This window comes from Acinetobacter sp. neg1 (genome assembly GCF_000788125.1).
Classification (GTDB): domain Bacteria; phylum Pseudomonadota; class Gammaproteobacteria; order Pseudomonadales; family Moraxellaceae; genus Acinetobacter; species Acinetobacter vivianii.
The window spans coordinates 142,646-160,796 of the sequence record NZ_JSZD01000022.1; the positions used below are offsets into that span (position 1 = coordinate 142,646).

The following is an 18,151-nucleotide window of genomic DNA, read 5'->3' on the forward strand; positions in this document are numbered from 1 at the left end:
CTTATGTTTTAAGAGAGACCTATCATGGCTCAACCTAAATTTTTATTACAACCGCTCACGGTTGCGATCCTTGCTGCCTCAAATACGGTAACGGTTTGGGCAAACCCAGCTGACCAGTCTGCATCTGAACATGCTCATGTTTCGCTTGCGCCGATTGTGGTAACCGCCCAACAACCAAATGAGAGCAATGGTTTGGTGGTACAAGCCGATCCAAAACAGCCGATTCAGCCAATCCCAGCAACGGATGGGGCAGATTATTTACAAAGTATTATGGGCTTTAATGCGATACAGAGTGGCGGTACCAATAGTGACGTGACTTTCCGTGGCATGTTTGGTTCACGTATCAAAATTCTGACCGATGGTACGGAAAATCTGGGGGCATGTCCGAGCCGTATGGATGCACCGACCTCGTATATTTCACCCGAAAGCTATGATCGTATTTCGGTGATTAAAGGCCCACAAACGGTTCAATATGCCAATACAGGTTCTGCTGCAACCGTGATTTTTGAACGTCAACCTGAGAAGTTAACCCAAGCTAAACCTTATCGTGGACAAGCAAGTGTACTGTGGGGTTCATTTGGGCGTTTAGACCAAAATGTTGAAGCCGCGGTTGGGGACGAGAAAAAATATATCCGTTTGAATGCCAATCGTTCTGAGTCGAATAGCTATCAGGATGGTGACGGTAAAACCGTGCCTTCTTCATGGGAGCGCTGGAATGCAGACGTCGCTTTAGGCTGGACACCTGACGAAAATACCTGGTTGGAATTGACGGGCGGCAAGGCTGATGGCGAGGCTGAATATGCGGGTCGTGGTATGGATGGTGCCCAATTCGCACGTGAGAGTTTAGGCCTGCGCTTTGAAAAGAAAAATGTCACCGATGTGATCAAGAAAATTGAAGGTCAGGTGAATTATAGCTACAACGACCATATTATGGATAACTATAGTTTGCGCACACCGCCCATGGTTGAAATGCAGCATGGTGATCACAGCATGCTGATGCCAAACCCAATGGCAATGCAAGTGACGCGCCGTACCTTGAACTCACGCTTGGCGATGACCTCTGAATGGGATCAGTGGAGCTTAATCACGGGAGTGGATTCTCAGTTTAATAAACATGGTGGCAGCATGTCATCACCGATCATGCCATCTATGAATGTTCCATTCCGTCAGGATATGCGCTTCCAGTCTTATGGTGCTTTTGGTGAGTTAACTTATCAGTTGAATCCGCAGAACAAGATTGTAACAGGCGCTCGTGTCGATCAGGTCAAGGTTGATGATGAGCGTGCTGACTCTAAGGCCAAAGGATTCAATACCCAGCTTGAAAAAACCTTACCAAGTGCGTTTGTTCGTTTGGAAAATCAAAATGCCGAGCATGGCCTCAATAGCTATGTTGGACTGGGTTATGTAGAACGTATGCCTGATTATTGGGAGCTATTCAGTCCTGAACATGGTAATGCAGGTTCGAGCAATACCTTTAACGGCGTCCGTCCAGAAAAAACCTTACAGCTAGATCTTGGTTTTACCCAGCAACAGGGTGCATTTAACTCATGGGTGTCTGCTTATGCAGGACTGATTGATGATTATATTCTGATGAGTTATCACGATCATAGCCACTTACATGAAGGTGGACATGGTGGGCATGGAGGTGGTGGAATCACCGCAGGTGCCAAGAATGTTGATGCCACCATTGCAGGGGCTGAGGCTGGAATCGGGTATCAGTTTACCGATCATATTCAGGCGGACGTGAGTGCGATGTATGCATGGGGTAAAAATACCAGCGACAATACGCCGTTGCCACAAATTGCACCTTTAGAAGGTCGTGTGAATTTACGTTATGTTGCTGATAAATACACGCTTGGTATGTTGTGGCGTGTTGTCGATCAGCAAAACCGTGTGAGTTTGCACCAAGGGAATATCGTGGGGTATGACCTTAAGCCAAGTGCTGGTTTCTCAACGATTTCATTGAATGGTAGTTATAGTCTGAGTAAAGATGTCGATCTTTCAGTTGGTGTCGATAACTTGCTCGATAAAACTTATACCGAACACCTCAATAAAGCGGGCAGTTCAGGTTTTGGTTTTGCCAGTGAAGAGCAGTTCAATAATACTGGACGCAACTACTGGATGCGTATGAGCATGAAGTTCTAAGCCATACAAAAACAAGGTGGATCAGTCCACCTTGTTTTATTTTAGCACTAAGCCAGACAATCCTGTTTTGGCATCAGGCTATCGCAATACAATGGATTTAATGCACATTGCAAATCATCAATTTGTTCTTGAGTGACGTAACCTTTACTCTTGAGATATTCCGCCACGCGGTCATCACGCAGGCTTAAAAATGCCGCATCGTAAACGCCTAAATCAACAAATAAAGCGGCTGTTTCCAGACTATTAAAATGATCGAGGAAGACATCATTATCATGCATCAGGAAAATATGTGTGAACGGTGCATTGCTATCGACTTTTAAAAGCTGTGCCAATTGTTCAGGACGCGTTTTGATAAACAATAAGTCGGAAAGTTCATCAAACTGGCTTTTGTCCAGTTGGTTTTCATCACCTTTGACATGACTTAACCACGCTTTAAAGACCAGAACTGCGCCGCCGCGTAACAGCATGCTCCAAATTTGATGGCGTGTTTCATGGCCGAGATGAGCAGATTCTGCTTCAAGTGCATCTAAAAATTTCTGCTCTTGCTGTGCCAACTTTTCAAATAATCCCAAACCTTGTGGATGGTAGGCGGCAGGAGCAAATACATCAAAATTCAGTTCATGGAATACATTCAACGCCAGTGGAACTGCCGCCTGATAGAGGGTATCTAGTGCATGTAAATGTGTCTCTTCGAGTTTGCTATGCGCAAAAATCTGTTGCCAGTCTAATTGCGGTAATAAGGCATTCGCGCTGTATTGGCGATAAAACTGTTGTGACGTATGGTCTGTTGTGGGGTGGCTATTATTCATGATCAATGTCCTTTTCGACAGTCTGTTGCTAGAAACCCAACACGATGAGACCTAGGTTTCCATTAATTTGATCAATTTATGCGGTATCAAGAAAGCAAGTAGAATACGACTAAAGTTGTAGAATGGTTTTTTAGGGTAAAATTATAAAATAAAAACAATAACTTAATTAATTGTAAGTAAGTGTACAAACGTTCACTAATGTAAGTGAACGTTTTTGCCATAGCCAATTATCATTTGAGCACTTTGGTCAATTTATCATCGCTCAAAATACTGTTTTTTGATGGTTTTTGCCTATATTGCAAAATATTTGGTCATTTATTGCATAGGCATGATTTTTAAACCAGATAACCACGCACGTAAACCAGCGGGTTTAAGCGGCTTTTTCAGCAATACAATATTCTGCTGTTTTAAATATTGAGGCAGTTCTGGATCGGAGTCTGCAGTAATCAACGCGACTGGAATATGCGCAGGACGATATTGTTCAATAAAGTCCAAACCACGTTGATCATGATTCAAATGCTGATCAATCAGCCAGACCTGAATCTCTTCCTGCTCAATGAGTTGGAGTGCTTCTTCAGGTTCTGTTGCAGTGAAGATTTGATAGCCCCATTTGCTCAACAGTGTTCGCATCCCTTCCAGAATGGTTTCATCATTATCCAGACACAGGACTTTATAGGCCGTATGCTGTAATGCCGTCACATGCGGTGTCGCCGTTTGAATTTTAGGTGCTTCCACTAAAGGGACTTCGATCATGAAGCAGGAGCCTTTACCCAGTTCAGAATAAACATGTACGGGGAAATCCAGCAGGCTGGTCATCCGTTGTACAATCGCAAGCCCCAGTCCAAGACCTTGTTCGCCCCAAGGTGAAGTATGCCCACAACGCTCAAACTCTTGGAACAGTTTAAGGCGCTGTTGTTCATTAATCCCTGGCCCTGTATCCCAAACACCAATACGAATATGGTTTGCTCGCTGTGCGGAACGCAACACACCAACCACCACACGTCCTTGCGCTGTATAACGTAAAGCATTGCTGACAAAGTTCTGGATAATTCGTCGCATCCATTGAGGGTCGGTATCTACCCAAAACTTGGTATCGTGGACGGAGAGTTGAATATCGCGCTGGGCCGCAATGGATTTGAACTGTAATTCCAGATCGTTCAATAAATCATGCAATGAATAGGCTTGGCGTTTGGGTTGAATAGTACCGCCTTCTAAACGGGCAATATCCAGTAGGGCAGAGAGCATACTTTCTGCACCGTAAAGTGCCCGATCCAGCTGTTGTAAGGTCTGCTGATCTTCTGCGGAATGGACACTTTGTTCTAAAGCGGTACTAAATAGACGTGCTGCATGCATCGGTTGAAGTAAATCATGACTGGCTGCGGCCAAGAAACGGCTTTTCGATTGATTGGCTTTATCGGCTTGTTCCAGCGCCAATTGCTGTTCGGTCAACGCATTCGCAAGCTGCTGGGTTCGGTCACTGACACGTTCTTCCAGTACCGCTTCATTTTCACGGAATGCCGTAATATCGGCAAAAGTGGTGACAAAACCACCGCCTTCAATTGGATTGCCGCGCATTTGAATAACCAAACCATCTTTACGAATCCGTTCGAACTCATGGGCACTGCCAACTTTCATCCAGTGCAGTCGTTTACGCACATGTTCTTCAACTGGGCCTGGCCCACATTCACCACGTTCCGCGTTATAGCGAATCAAGTCTGCAATTGGGCAGCCGACGTAGACTAGATCTTTTGGATAATCAAATAGCTTCAGGTATTGATTGTTCCATGCCACCAGACACATATTTTTATCCACCACACTGACCCCTTGTGTCATGTGATCGATCATGGTCATTAATAAATTTTGGTTAAAACGCTGCCATTGCGAGGCTTGGTCAAGAATGTTCGCGACTTGACCCAGCGCCAGACCATTATTAATCATGGCAGTGGTCAATAAGGTACGGGCAGATGCAGCTCCAATAATCCCTGCCAGATATTGCTCGGTAAAGCGCCACCACATGCCATTCGCCACATGATTTTCATTTAAAACCACATGATTTTGTTCACAAAATTGCTGAAAAGCTTGTAGCGTTGGTTTATCACCTGTGACACGCTTGGCCAATGCCAGTAAATCACCGACTTTAAGTCGTGCAGCATTCAGATGCAGATCTGTCAGGTCAGTATTGGACTGGGCTGAAGGCAATGGTTTGCTTTCATAATAGAAAAAACTTTCCGCCTGAATTTGTTCGGCCACACTTGGACGGTAAAGGCGCGATACCCAAATATAAAGCACCACGTTCAAACCTAAAGACCACAACACACCATGGGTGAGTGGGGCAAACGATTCAAATCCGAGTAAGGCTTCGGGACGTAAGCCATTAATATTAAAAGGCCCAAACAATAAAATATGTTGTGCAAAATCTTGATAGTGATCAGGCAGGCTACGCAGTACAGTCGGGAACAGTAAGGTGTAGCTCCACATAGCAAAGCCCATTAACAGGCCGACGTAGACACCCTGACGACTTGCACCACGCCAGTATAAGCCGCCAATCAAGGCAGGAGAAAATTGTGCGACCGCACTAAAAGCCAGTAGGCCAAAAACAGATAATTGATTGATATCATTAAAGAAATGGAAAAACAAAAAGCCCAGTAACATCACGCTAATGATACTAATGCGGCGGGTGAGTTTGAGTACCCGAGGCAAATGCTGATCATGACGGGAAATAATTTTAAAACGCCACAGGGCAGGCATAATCAGGTCATTACTGAGCATAATTGACAATGCCACAGAGGCAACCAAAAGCATTCCGGTCGAAGCTGAAAAGCCTCCCAGAAAAGCCAAAAGTGCTAACCAATCTTGCTGATAGCTCATCGGTAAGGCCAGTACGGCAATGTCTGGTGTCCCCAACGATTCGGGTAAAGAATGCAGCGCCCAACTGGCAATTGGAATGATCGCAATCACGGTCAGAATCAGATAGGCAGCGAACCAGCGACGCGCCCCACGAATATGTTTTTCATCTCGTAATTCCACCACCGCCACATGGAACTGGCGTGGCAGGCAGATCATGGCTAGACCTGCCAGTAATGTTTGCACCCAGAAAGTTTCAGGGACACCGAGTTGTTGCAGGTCATGAAAATGCTGATGAACATCAGTACTGACCTGTTTAATATTGTCAGGAGATTGTAATAAGAAAAATGCTGCCACACAGAGCAGGGCAAAGAGCTTAACAAAGGACTCAAAGGCAACAGCCAGCATTAAACCGCCGTGCTGTTCGGTATGCGCAATATGCCGTGTCCCAAAAATCATGGCCAAAATCGCCAGTACAGCCGTCAGCACCAGAACACTATTGGTGGTGGTATGGATATGTGCGTTCTGTTCCAGAATCACCGAAGCGCTAAGTGCAATAGCGCGAAGTTGCAAAGCCAGATAGGGCACAATCGCAATGACGGCAAGAATCGTGACCAGTGCTGCCAGACTTCCGCTTTTGCCGTAACGGGCAGCCACAAAATCGGCAATTGACGAAATAGCATGGTGCTGACGGATGCGGCCTAAGCGCTTCCAGATGTCATAACCAAACCAGATAAATAGCAATGGCCCAAGATAAATCGGCAGAAAGATCACGCCTTGGCGAACCGCGGCGCCTGTTGCGCCATAAAAGGTCCATGAAGAGCAATATACGCCCAAAGTTAAGCTGAACAGCAGCATCCGACCACGCGTACTTAAACGGCTGGCGTGCTTTTCACCAAAAAAAGCACAGCCGAATAACAGCACGATGTACAGGGCCAATACCCCAAGAATAAGCCAACTGTTCATATTGCTCACGTGATCAAATTCCATTTTTTATCATACCCGAAGCGCGGGTATAGCAAGGAGTAGAGATTTGCATTTAGAGACCAAAGTCTAAGTTACGAGTCAATCATAATCTTGTTAAGTTGGATAATGAAAAATCCCACGTAAAAAGGGGTCCACGGTTGGACACAAAAATAAGGAGTTGATTATGGATGATTCTCAGGTAGATCGAATTCTACATAATCCAAAGTTTCAAGAAATGGTCAGCAAAAAGCGTACATTAAGTTGGACATTAACAGCAATTATGCTGTTTATCTACGTTGGATTTATGCTTTTGGTTGGCTATAACAAAGAATTTTTAGCAAGTTCATTTAGCGGTGGTGTAACCACTTGGGGTATTCCCCTCGGTTTAGGCATTATTGTGTTGTCATTTATTTTATGTGGGGTGTATTCCTACATTGCCAATAATAAGCTTGACCAGTTGAATGAAGAAGCCCTCAAGGAAGTTGAGGCCATTGCACATGAAAAAGGGATGCACTGAGATGAAAGGGACATCATTCAAAGCGATACTGTTCACACTGCTCAGCTTTTGCTGCACAAGTATTGCATTCGCCAGTCCAGATTTAGGTACAGCTGAACAGCAAGCGACCAACTGGCATGCGATCATTATGTTTACGATCTTTGTCGGTTTTACATTGTTCATTACCAAATGGGCAGCGAAGCAAACCCAGTCTGCACAAGATTTCTATACCGCTGGTGGCGGGATTAGTGGTTTCCAAAATGGTTTGGCGATTGCCGGTGACTATATGTCAGCCGCATCGTTCTTGGGTATTTCTGCATTGGTGTTCAGTTCGGGCTTTGATGGCTTGCTCTATTCACTCGGTTTCATGGTCGGTTGGCCAATCGTTTTGTTCCTTGTGGCAGAGCGTTTACGTAACTTGGGTAAATATAACTTATCCGATGTGGTGTCGTTCCGTCTGGAAGAAAAGCCAGTACGTACCTTGGCAGCATTTAGTTCATTAGTTGTCGTGGCGTTCTACCTGATTGCACAGATGGTGGGTGCAGGTCAGCTCATCAAATTACTCTTTGGTTTGAACTACAACATCGCAGTTGTGATCGTAGGCCTCTTGATGATGGCGTATGTGATCTTCGGTGGCATGTTGGCAACCACGTGGGTGCAAATCATTAAAGCCGTGATGTTGCTCAGTGGCGCGACTTTCATGGCATTTATGGTAATGAAAGCAGTTGGTTTTAGCTTCACCAATATGTTCAATCAAGCGATTGAGGTGTATAGCCAGGCGCACAGCATGAGCTGGGATGAAGCCGCTAAAATCATGGGGCCAGGTTCATTAACGGCTAACCCGATTGATGCGCTTTCACTTGGTCTTGCCTTGATGTTTGGTACTGCTGGTTTACCGCATATCTTGATGCGTTTCTTCACAGTAAAAGATGCCAAAGAAGCACGTAAATCAGTTGTGGTGGCAACGGGCTTTATTGGTTACTTCTATCTTTTAACTTTCATTATCGGTTTCGGTGCGATCCTGTTTGTTGCAAATAACCCGCAATTCCTTGATCTTGCGAAAGCAGCAGTGACAGGCAAATTAGAGCTGGTGGGCGGTAACAACATGGCGGCAGTTCACTTGAGTGATGCTGTGGGCGGTGACTTGTTCATGGGCTTCATTTCAGCGGTCGCATTCGCAACAATCCTTGCGGTGGTTGCAGGTTTAACGCTGTCAGGTGCATCTGCAATTTCACATGACCTTTATGCCAACGTATTCAAGAAAGGCAAAACAACACCTGAATCTGAATTGAAAATGTCAAAAATCGCAACTTTAGGTTTAGCGATCTTCGCCATGATTTTGGGTATCTTGTTTGAGAAACAAAACGTTGCCTTTATGGTTGGCTTGGCATTCTCGGTGGCATGTTGTGCAAACTTCCCGGTACTCGTGTTATCAATGTTCTGGAAAGGCTTAACAACGCGTGGTGCAGTGATTGGTGGTGTCGTAGGTTTAGTTGGTGCGGTGAGCCTGATCATTCTATCTAAAGCGGTTTGGGTAGATACCTTGGCTATTTCTGAAACTGCGCCAAACCCATTCAATGGCCCAGCATTATTTGCAATGCCACTTTCATTCTTCTGCTGCTGGTTCTTCTCTGTCACTGACAAGTCAGCACGTGCAGAGAAAGAGCGTAAAGCCTTTGATGCTCAGTTTGTTCGCTCAATGACAGGGGTCGGTGCTTCTGGCGCGTCAGATCACTAATTCGCTTGAGCTAAAAAAAGCCCTCATTGATTGAGGGCTTTTTTATGGCTTATTGATGCATGCTCGCCAGTTGCTGTGACTGATTGCGATAGAGCGACAAGCCAATGCGTTGTAAATGACGCCCATTTTGTTCAAGAAAACGGTTTAATTTTGGAATATGTTTGGCACTGGTATACAGCGCTAAATTTCGACCAATCAGATAATAAGCAAACCAAGCTGCTGATTGCGGAGCCAAACCCAATTTTTGCATCTTCTTGCGACCAATAAAAAACTGGGTAATTTCTAAATGCTGTTTATATGCCAGTTTTTGCTGGAAAGTCCTTAGATAGCGATATTTGCGTTCGAATGGTTCTTTGGAAAGACTGGAACCTAGTGAGATGCTACTGGCATCGGATTGCGGATGGGCAAATTGCATCCAGTAAATCAGTTTCCAGCCGTCTGCTTCATGATCGACCAACCATTTTTCTTCAACACCCATTAACCAGCCTGCATATTTCCAGAAATGTAAAAAGCTATCGACTTCCTGCTTGCTCGGAAAAATCCCCAAAGCACGAATACCAATCAGCACCACACCACTAAAGGCAATATTGGTCATGGCCTGATCATATTGGTTGATCGGTAGACCCCAAGTCTCGGCATCCCATTTCTCTGATTTTTGCAGTTGATAACGTACTAAGGCATGAATGAATCGCACAAAAATGGTGGATGTAAAGCCTTTACTAAAACGTGAAAAACCATCTGCTTCGGTGATATCGACCCACCATTTGGTGGTTTCAGCGAGACGAGTTCCTGCCTGTTTCTTTAATGCACCGGTCAGGATCAGAGGTTGGTTAAATCCCGGATACATATAGCCGGTCATTAAGGACAAATCCCGTAGGATCAGTCCATTATTAACGCCTAAACGATAAGTAAACTTAAGTGCTTCATCGACTTTGGCTTGCTCATACCAATCAGGTTTTCGTTCCACCAGTTGGAAGAAATTGGTGAGTTCAGGAATTTCATGCGGTAATTTATCTAAACCTTCATATAGTGCCGTTTCAAAGTATTTACGATGCACTTTAGGATTTTGTAGCACCCAAAGCAGCACCTGATCCATTGGTTCATCACCACTTTGCAGGGCTGTATTCAAGTCAAGATATTCCTGATAACTCGGTTGAACTTCCTGTCGGGTCATATAACTGAGAATTTTCGTTTTGATATTGCGCTGAATCATGTCTTCAAACGCCGCCAAGCGTTTAGGTTTAACGATGCTTTGCATTGCATAAAGTCCCTGATTGTTATTTAATCAAAGCTTAATATGAATAATTATTCACATTCAATTCGCATTTCAATTGAGGCTGAGCATGAGAAAACGACCGCAGCAGCAACGCGCCAAAATGATCGTTGAAAGTATTTTGGAAGGGGCACAGAAATGTATTTCTGAATATGGGGTTTTGCAGGTAACCACCCCTAAAATCTCTGAAAAATCAGGGGTGAGTGTCGGATCGATTTATCAGTATTTTGAAAATAAAGAGCAAATCATTGCGGAATTATTGCTACGTAAAAGTGAAAATTTGGGACAGGCAGTCAAGCAACTGGTGATGCTACAACAGCAAACTTCTATTCAGGACATCATCACATTAAGTATTGCCTTTGGCTTTGAATCGCTAAAGTCTGATCAAGGCTTTTTTATCGAAATCTTAAAAAACTGGCATGCTTATAGTGATTCGGAAGCGGCACAAGTTTTAGAGCAGCACTTTTTAGAAGTCGGCATGTATTTATTCGGGCGTTATTATCCACACTGGGATTTTGAGACCTTAAAACATAAGTCTTTTGTGATTATTAACAGTACCTTATTTACCATGATGCGTTATGCCAGTAAAAATACTTTTCTTATTGAAGAACAACGCCTGCAACAAGAACTGTCTAAAATGATCGTTTCTTTTTTAGATGCAGTATGATGCACTCAACAAAAATGAAAACCATAACAAGATTCAGGAATACCACATGCAAAGCTTAAAACAATTCTGGAGTACGTTTCGTTTGTTGCCATCTGCATGGTTGCTGCTGGTTCAACTGGCTTTATTGGTTCTCTATATGCTGACCTATGGTGATAGTGAATATCGTGCCTTAACTTGGTCAATGGGCGTTTTGGCGCTTCTGATTATTGCCAAGGTGATTCGACAAACACCTGTATTTACCTTTTGGGGCTTGGTTTTTGTCAGTGGTGCCTTCCTATTTTCGATTATGCTCTTTATTGGTTATGCCACGCCGACCATTCAAATTATGGCCTATAGTTTTGAGGCTCTGGCCTATTTCTATGCGGCTTATGGCTTGTTGCGCTATATGTTTGCCGACCGTTATCTGACCAAGGATGAGCTATTTGCCGCAGGTGCTGTATTTACCTTGATCGCTTGGGCCTTTGCTTTTTTATACAGTATTTGTCAGCTACTTTTGCCGAACAGTTTCCTGAATCCCAATCAGCCACAAGCCTTACAAAGTTGGCTGGATCTGCTGTTCTTAAGTTTTAGTCTGCAATCGGCAACAGGTTTATCTGACTTGATGCCGATGAGCCCAGCCGCCAGAGTCCTAGCAATGTTACAAATGTTTGGTGGGGTGATGTACCTCGCCGTGGTGGTCTCCCGTTTGATTGCATTGCAATATATTGCGCATTTACCCAAAAATCAGTGATCCGATGTTGAAATGGAGCGGGTTGCAGTTTCCTGTTCCAGCCATTCGATGAATTTCAGCATAATTGGGTTATGCGGCTGTTCGGCATAAACAAAATAATAGCAACGCGAACCGCTGAGTTTGTGCGATGACACGATGATCAATTCTCCTCGATTCAGTTCTTTTTCAATCAGCATTTGTGGAATCAGTGCCACACCAAGATGGTGTGTAGCGGCAACGGACAGCATGGAAAATAGCTCATGGCGCTGACCTTCCATGGCATAGGGGGCGTTATAGCCCAGACTGTCGAACCATTCTTTCCAGATTCCAGGGCGAGTGGTCTGTTGTAATAAGGGCAGTTGAGAGAGTTGTGCCGCAGTCAGATCAAGCGCTGGTGGTGATTCATCTTGAATCAGATCAGGGAAGAACTTTCTGATCAGCGTTGGTGAGCAAACGGCAACGACTTCTTCTTGCATCAAAAAATGTGCGGTGGTTCCGGGCCAATTTTCAATTTGAGCGGGCGTACCTGCATAGATGGCGGCATCAAAAATCTGTTCACTGAATAAAAACGGCTTGGTGCTGGTTTCAAGATGAATGGTGATTTCGGGATAGACTTCATTAAAACGATGTAGGCGTGGTAGCAGCCAGCGCGTTGCAAAGGTCGGCACCACCCCGAGTTTGAGCGTGCCACCTAAACCTTGATGTGACATCAGGTCGAGCGTGCTGTGTTCCAGTCCGAGCAAATGTGTCTTGATATTTTTGAGATATTGTTCCCCCGCAATCGTCAGTTCCACCCCATGTCGTACCCGATGAAACAAGGGCAGATTGAGAAACTCTTCCAGTTGCTGAATCTGTCTGGAAACCGCACTTTGGGTCATGCTGAGTTCCTGTGCGGCATGGGTATAGGTCTTATGTTTGGCAGCGGCTTCAAAGCAAATCAATGACTGGAGTGAAGGAATCATACGTCGCATAACAGCGTCCTTGTGTTACCTGCAAAAAGAACCATGAGGTTGGGATAATTCAAGTGTTATACATTATTCTCTGCTGTATTTTTAACAGAATAATGGAGTCCGTTTCAATTGAGCTATGCATAAAACGCATAGCTGTATGAAAAAACATCGTTTGCCTGAAGCTTTAATCTGGCCTAGCATCAAGTACATCACTGATATTCAAATTGCTCAAAAGGAAGATAAAAGTCATGGCAAATCAAGGAAAGCGTGTCTCTTTTAACTGGCAAGATCCATTTTTACTCGAACAGCAACTTAGCTCAGAAGAACGCATGATTCGGGATAGCGCTCACGCCTATTGTCAAGACAAACTCATGCCACGCGTACTGGAGCAATTCCGCCATGAAAAAACAGATCCAAGTATTTTTCGGGAAATGGGTGAGCTAGGTCTATTAGGTCCAACTATTTCAGAGCAATACGGTGGAGCAGGATTGAACTATGTCAGTTATGGTTTGATTGCACGCGAGATTGAACGCGTAGATTCTGGCTATCGCTCTATGGCCAGCGTGCAAAGTTCGTTGGTGATGGTGCCAATTGATGAATTTGGTACAGAGGCACAAAAACAGAAATACCTGCCTAAATTGGCGTCAGGCGAGTACATTGGCTGTTTTGGATTGACTGAGCCTGACCACGGTTCTGATCCGGGAAGCATGCTGTGCCGTGCCAAAAAAGTTGCAGGCGGTTATCGTCTCAGTGGCAGTAAAATGTGGATTACCAACAGTCCAATCGCAGATGTCTTTGTGGTTTGGGCCAAAGAAGTTTCTGAAGCAGGCAATGTCGGGGAGATCCGCGGATTTATTTTGGAAAAAGGCTGGGAAGGACTCTCTGCACCTGCCATTCATGGCAAGGTCGGACTACGTGCATCAATTACCGGTGAAATCGTGATGGATCAAGTGTTTGTACCAGAAGAAAATGCGTTTCCTGAGGTACGCGGTCTGAAAGGGCCATTTACTTGCTTGAACAGTGCCCGTTACGGTATTGCATGGGGTGCGATGGGCGCTGCTGAATTCTGTTGGCATACCGCACATCAATACACCATGGATCGTAAACAGTTCGGGCGACCTCTGGCAGCCAATCAACTCATTCAGAAAAAACTGGCAGATATGCAAACTGAAATTGCTCTGGGCCTACAAGTCGCCTTACGTTTTGGGCAAATGAAAGATGCAGGCATTGCTTCAGTCGAAGGCACATCGCTGATCAAACGCAATAACTGTGGTAAAGCGCTGGAAATTGCCCGACTGGCACGTGACATGATGGGCGGCAATGGCATCAGTGATGAATTTGGTGTGGCACGTCATCTGGTCAACTTAGAAGTGGTGAATACCTATGAAGGAACTCATGATGTGCATGCCTTGATTCTTGGTCGTGCACAAACAGGCATCGCTGCATTTTCTAACTAAAAATTCATCACTTGTTGAACACAAAGATACGCTTTCGGGCGTGTCTTTAGGCAAATTCATGCCTAAAAAATATCGACCAAGGCTGTGAAGCAGGGTTGTCAATACGATCCACAAAAATCATAAGGAAGGAACAGGATGGGTGCATTAACAGGTTTACGTGTACTGGATCTTAGCCGAGTGTTGGCAGGACCTTGGTGTAGTCAGATTCTGGCCGATTTAGGCGCTGAAGTGATCAAGATTGAACGTCCTCAAACAGGTGATGATACTCGTATGTGGGGACCGCCGTGGATGAAAGATGATGCAGGACAACCTACACGCGAAGCGGGGTATTATCAGTCTGCCAATCGGAATAAATACTCTGTCGCCATTGATATTGCATCCAAGGAAGGCCAAGCCTTGCTCAGAGAAATGGTCAAGGACAGTGATGTGCTGATTGAAAACTATAAGGTCGGTTCATTAGGCAAATACGGGCTGGACTATGCCAGCCTGAGTGAAATCAATCCGAGATTGGTCTATTGCTCCATTACGGGCTTTGGGCAAACAGGGCCGCGTGCATCTGAACCTGGTTATGATTTTGTGATTCAGGGTATGGCGGGATTGATGAGCATTACTGGTGAAAAGGATGATCTGGCAGGAGGCGGCCCACAAAAAGTTGGCGTTGCAGTCACAGATTTACAAACAGGGTTGTATGCCACCATTGCGATTCAGGCGGCGCTTTGGACGCGTCAAGCGACAGGAAAAGGACAGCATATTGATTTGTCCTTACTCGATGTGCAGGTCGCAGGCTTAGCCAATCATGGCATGAACTATTTGATCACAGGTCAGGCACCGAAACGTTGGGGGAATGCCCATGCCAATATTGTCCCTTATCAAACTTTTAAGGCAAAAGATAAGGACTTTATTATTGCGTGCGGCAATGATGCCCAGTTTAAAGCCTTGTGTCAGGCCATCGGTCAAGCTGAATGGGCAGCGCATCCCAAGTTTCGATTCAATCAGGATCGGATTGCGCATCGTGGAGAATTGACCACTTTAATGGATCAGCATTTTCTTACGCAATCTGCACAATACTGGGTAGAGCGGATTCATGCCGTTAAAGTACCTGTAGGTATGATCAATAATGTGGATGAGGCCTTACAAGAACCGCAAGTACAAGCACGGGAAATGGTGGTGTCGATTCCACATCCACAATATCGTCAGTTTAAAATGATTGCATCACCGTTGAAGTTGTCTGCAACACCTGTGGAATATCGTCTTGCACCGCCCCGTTTGGGAGAGCATACCCAACAGGTTTTAGCAAAATATTGTTCAACAGAGGTCTTGGCCGCGTTGACTGAGCAAGGCGTGGTAGGGCATTTGTAGAGAATGCCCTGTGTCGTTTAGATTGCTGAAATTTTAGCTTTATCTATATAAAATCAAAATCTTACTGTTGAGTTTTATATTCTGTTACAGCATTACAACTGCGTTATTCTTGATATTTTTTATACTAGAGCACGAGTTTTACATTACATGAACTCGCTTTTATTCACGTTGTGAATGTCTTATTTTGGCTGTTATGGCCTGTCCATTATCATTAGAATAACGTGGGGGAATTATGCCTTCCAAGCCATCTTCGCTGTTTGCGAATGTGAATCCAAACGTGTTTTTAAGCACGGTGATCATTATTGCGATTTTTCTCGCAATCGTCATTGTTGCACCGAGTTCCTTTGAACTTCTTACACAGCAGCTTAAACAATGGATCACCGATTCATTTAGCTGGTTTTATGTTTTATCAGTCGCCGTCTTTTTGATTCTACTGATTTATATTGCCTGTTCCGCCAGCGGAAAAATCAAATTAGGACCTGATCACAGTCAGCCTGAATATAGCAATGGCTCATGGTTTGCCATGCTATTTACGGCTGGGATGGGGATCGGTCTGATGTTCTTTGGCGTGGCGGAGCCCGTCATGCACTATATCAGTCCACCGAGCGGTGATCCTGAAAGTGTAGAGTCGGCGCAGCAAGCCTTACGCATTACCTTTTTCCATTGGGGCTTACATGCCTGGGCAATTTATGCAGTTGTCGGGTTGGCACTTGCTTATTTTGCCTATCGCCATAATCTCCCGTTAAAAACCCGTTCCGCTTTATATCCAATTATTGGTAAAAAGATTTATGGTCCTTTGGGCGATAGCATCGATATTTTTGCCACCATTGGTACGGTATTTGGTGTTGCGACCTCTTTAGGTTTTGGTGTTACCCAGATTAACTCCGGTTTACATTATCTCTTTGGTATCGAGCAAAGTAGCAATGTTCAGGTTGTTCTGATTATCTTTGTGAGTGCCTTGGCATCTTTATCTGTGTTCTTAGGACTGGATAAAGGCGTAAAGCGTCTTTCTGAGCTGAATCTGATCTTGGCTTTAGTGCTGTTGGCCTTTGTCTTTATTGCAGGGCCAAGTATCTACTTATTGCAAACAACCATTCAAAACACAGGTTCTTATATTTCCAATCTGTTTAGCATGACGTTTAACTTATATGCCTACCAACCGAATGGCTGGATTGGTGGCTGGACGATCATGTATTGGGCATGGTGGATTTCTTGGTCGCCATTTGTCGGGATGTTCATTGCACGGGTTTCACGTGGTCGAACCATCCGTGAGTTTATCGTCGGTGTATTACTGATTCCAACGGGCTTTACCATCATCTGGATGGGCTTCTTAGGAAATGCTGCACTGTTCAGCATTTTGCAAGAACACAATGTCACTCTGATTCAAGCTGTACAAAATGATTCTTCAGTTGCCTTATTTGAATTCCTGAATCATTTACCGTTTTCGGGTGCGATGAGTTTACTGGCAACAGTACTGGTGATGCTGTTCTTCGTGACTTCTGCGGACTCTGGTGCATTAGTGACGGATTATCTGACCGCTAAAACAGAAAACTCGCCGGCTTGGCAAAGACTGTTCTGGACCGTATTGATGGCGGCTCTGGCAATTATTTTGCTTCTGGTGGGGGGGCTCGCTGCGTTGCAAGCGTCAATCATTATGAGTGCCTTGCCGTTTACTTTAGTGATGTTATTGATGAGTTGGGGTTTATTAAAGGCCTTAAAAATCGATGTGACCAAAATGCAAGCTATTCAGGAAGCACGTATTACACCACGGGCAATTCATAATCCTCGTAGTTGGCAGCAACGTTTAGGTCTGATTATGCATTACCCGCATACTGAAGCTGAGGTAAGAAACTATATTGATACTCAGGTGAGAAAAGCGTTTGAAAGTATTCAGAAAGAATTTAAACGCCGTCATCTTGAAGTGAATATTCAAAATACTGAACAAGGCTTGCAATTGCGTGTTGATCATCATCATGAGATTAACTTCATCTATACGGTATATGCCCATGAGACCGTACCGCCAAGTTTTATGCTTGGACAAGGTGATGCTGACGAAGCTCAATATTACCAGGCAGAAGTCTTCTTGAGAGAAGGTGGTCAAAACTACGATGTCATGGATTGGACCCAAGAAGATTTAATTCAGGACATTATTGATCAGTATGAACGTCATCTTTACTTCTTGAACATTGTACGAGGTACAAATTCTTAATCAAAGATTCGTACTGATACAATATAAACAACGGTTTTGAGCATTTCAAAACCGTTGTTTTCTTTTTGGAGCATCTTTTTTAAAGCTAATTTTTAGCTGAAAGCGCTTTTATAAATAAAAAATAAAATGAATCTGCTAAAGAAATGATCAACTTTAAGAAATTTTTGATGTTAATTAAAACGATTTTAATTAAAAGTCATTAAATAATAATTGGTTATACGTTTTCTTGTATTTTTAAATTACCTTTTAAGATAATGAATAAATTTTAAATTATATAAATCAGTGAATTAGATAAGTTAAAGTTTAAAAATAGAACAACCGAATAATTTAATTTTCAAAAATGCTTGCGTGTGACCTGAAATGCTGTAGAATGCACATCCATCGGCGGTGATGCAGATAAAAACTTGTTGAGAAACAAGGATTTGGCTAAATAGGTTGGATTCTTGGGTTGATTGATAAGTTTTAAAAATATCGAAATTACCTGTTGACTTTGAAGAAATTTAGAGTAATATAGCCGACCTAGCTTGAT

At 44.0% G+C, this 18,151-nt stretch carries 13 protein-coding genes; 8 read left to right on the top strand and 5 right to left on the bottom strand.

Features of this window, described 5'->3' with window-relative positions:
* The first annotated feature begins 24 nt into the window (after window positions 1-24).
* Window positions 25-2,145, top strand: a complete 2,121-nt coding sequence (locus tag PJ15_RS18100) for a TonB-dependent copper receptor (RefSeq protein WP_047433154.1) — start codon at window positions 25-27, stop codon at window positions 2,143-2,145.
* Between the two features lie 47 nt (window positions 2,146-2,192).
* Here PJ15_RS18100 and PJ15_RS18105 read toward each other — a convergent pair whose 3' ends face one another.
* Window positions 2,193-2,954: a hypothetical protein gene (locus PJ15_RS18105; RefSeq protein WP_004773208.1), complete on the bottom strand. Its 762-nt coding sequence runs from the start codon at window positions 2,952-2,954 to the stop codon at window positions 2,193-2,195.
* Between the two features lie 315 nt (window positions 2,955-3,269).
* A complete protein-coding gene (locus tag PJ15_RS18110; RefSeq protein WP_171248631.1) occupies window positions 3,270-6,764 on the bottom strand; it encodes a PAS domain-containing hybrid sensor histidine kinase/response regulator in 3,495 nt (1,164 codons plus the stop codon).
* A gap of 184 nt (window positions 6,765-6,948) precedes the next feature.
* Between PJ15_RS18110 and PJ15_RS18115 the strand changes: the two genes are divergently transcribed.
* Entirely contained in the window at window positions 6,949-7,281 is a 333-nt protein-coding gene (locus PJ15_RS18115) for a DUF485 domain-containing protein (protein ID WP_004773206.1), read from the top strand.
* Window position 7,282: 1 nt separating this feature from the next.
* Complete coding sequence (locus tag PJ15_RS18120) at window positions 7,283-8,998, top strand: cation acetate symporter (protein WP_047433161.1); 1,716 nt, start codon at window positions 7,283-7,285, stop codon at window positions 8,996-8,998.
* A gap of 49 nt (window positions 8,999-9,047) precedes the next feature.
* Here the strand turns inward: PJ15_RS18120 and PJ15_RS18125 are convergent, their stop codons facing one another.
* On the bottom strand, window positions 9,048-10,256 hold the full coding sequence (locus tag PJ15_RS18125) for an oxygenase MpaB family protein (protein WP_047433164.1): 1,209 nt from the start codon (window positions 10,254-10,256) through the stop codon (window positions 9,048-9,050).
* An 85-nt stretch (window positions 10,257-10,341) separates the two neighbouring features.
* Between PJ15_RS18125 and PJ15_RS18130 the strand changes: the two genes are divergently transcribed.
* Together PJ15_RS18130 and PJ15_RS18135 are read left to right on the top strand one after the other, a co-directional pair.
* Window positions 10,342-10,938, top strand: a complete 597-nt coding sequence (locus PJ15_RS18130) for a TetR/AcrR family transcriptional regulator (RefSeq protein WP_004773202.1) — start codon at window positions 10,342-10,344, stop codon at window positions 10,936-10,938.
* Between the two features lie 46 nt (window positions 10,939-10,984).
* Window positions 10,985-11,668, top strand: a complete 684-nt coding sequence (locus PJ15_RS18135) for an ion channel (RefSeq protein ID WP_004773200.1) — start codon at window positions 10,985-10,987, stop codon at window positions 11,666-11,668.
* Here the strand turns inward: PJ15_RS18135 and PJ15_RS18140 are convergent.
* Window positions 11,662-12,618 (bottom strand): LysR substrate-binding domain-containing protein, encoded by a 957-nt coding sequence (locus PJ15_RS18140; protein ID WP_047433167.1) that lies wholly within the window; start codon window positions 12,616-12,618, stop codon window positions 11,662-11,664. The genes PJ15_RS18135 and PJ15_RS18140 overlap by 7 nt on opposite strands.
* Window positions 12,619-12,845: 227 nt before the next feature.
* Between PJ15_RS18140 and PJ15_RS18145 the strand changes: the two genes are divergently transcribed.
* The 3 genes from PJ15_RS18145 (at window position 12,846) to PJ15_RS18155 (ending at window position 17,622) form a co-directional block, all read left to right on the top strand.
* Entirely contained in the window at window positions 12,846-14,054 is a 1,209-nt protein-coding gene (locus PJ15_RS18145; RefSeq protein WP_047433170.1) for an acyl-CoA dehydrogenase, read from the top strand.
* Between the two features lie 135 nt (window positions 14,055-14,189).
* Window positions 14,190-15,413: a CaiB/BaiF CoA transferase family protein gene (locus tag PJ15_RS18150; protein ID WP_047433172.1), complete on the top strand. Its 1,224-nt coding sequence runs from the start codon at window positions 14,190-14,192 to the stop codon at window positions 15,411-15,413.
* Window positions 15,414-15,645: 232 nt separating this feature from the next.
* Window positions 15,646-17,622 carry a BCCT family transporter gene (locus PJ15_RS18155; protein WP_047433174.1) on the top strand — a complete coding sequence of 659 codons (1,977 nt, stop codon included), beginning with the start codon at window positions 15,646-15,648 and terminating at the stop codon, window positions 17,620-17,622.
* A gap of 334 nt (window positions 17,623-17,956) precedes the next feature.
* On the opposite strand, the gene PJ15_RS18745 is transcribed toward PJ15_RS18155, so the two are convergent.
* A partial coding sequence (locus tag PJ15_RS18745; RefSeq protein WP_205620028.1) for a hypothetical protein occupies window positions 17,957-18,151 on the bottom strand: 195 nt, incomplete at its 5' end.

Excerpts from the sequence above, each read along its gene's own strand:
- PJ15_RS18100 (WP_047433154.1), top strand. The coding sequence starts at position 25 with ATGGCTCAACCTAAATTTTTATTACAACCGCTCACGGTTGCGATCCTT.
- PJ15_RS18105 (WP_004773208.1), bottom strand. The coding sequence starts at position 2,954 with ATGAATAATAGCCACCCCACAACAGACCATACGTCACAACAGTTTTAT.
- PJ15_RS18110 (WP_171248631.1), bottom strand. The coding sequence starts at position 6,764 with ATGAACAGTTGGCTTATTCTTGGGGTATTGGCCCTGTACATCGTGCTG.
- PJ15_RS18115 (WP_004773206.1), top strand. The coding sequence starts at position 6,949 with ATGGATGATTCTCAGGTAGATCGAATTCTACATAATCCAAAGTTTCAA.
- PJ15_RS18120 (WP_047433161.1), top strand. The coding sequence starts at position 7,283 with ATGAAAGGGACATCATTCAAAGCGATACTGTTCACACTGCTCAGCTTT.
- PJ15_RS18125 (WP_047433164.1), bottom strand. The coding sequence starts at position 10,256 with ATGCAAAGCATCGTTAAACCTAAACGCTTGGCGGCGTTTGAAGACATG.
- PJ15_RS18130 (WP_004773202.1), top strand. The coding sequence starts at position 10,342 with ATGAGAAAACGACCGCAGCAGCAACGCGCCAAAATGATCGTTGAAAGT.
- PJ15_RS18135 (WP_004773200.1), top strand. The coding sequence starts at position 10,985 with ATGCAAAGCTTAAAACAATTCTGGAGTACGTTTCGTTTGTTGCCATCT.
- PJ15_RS18140 (WP_047433167.1), bottom strand. The coding sequence starts at position 12,618 with ATGCGACGTATGATTCCTTCACTCCAGTCATTGATTTGCTTTGAAGCC.
- PJ15_RS18145 (WP_047433170.1), top strand. The coding sequence starts at position 12,846 with ATGGCAAATCAAGGAAAGCGTGTCTCTTTTAACTGGCAAGATCCATTT.
- PJ15_RS18150 (WP_047433172.1), top strand. The coding sequence starts at position 14,190 with ATGGGTGCATTAACAGGTTTACGTGTACTGGATCTTAGCCGAGTGTTG.
- PJ15_RS18155 (WP_047433174.1), top strand. The coding sequence starts at position 15,646 with ATGCCTTCCAAGCCATCTTCGCTGTTTGCGAATGTGAATCCAAACGTG.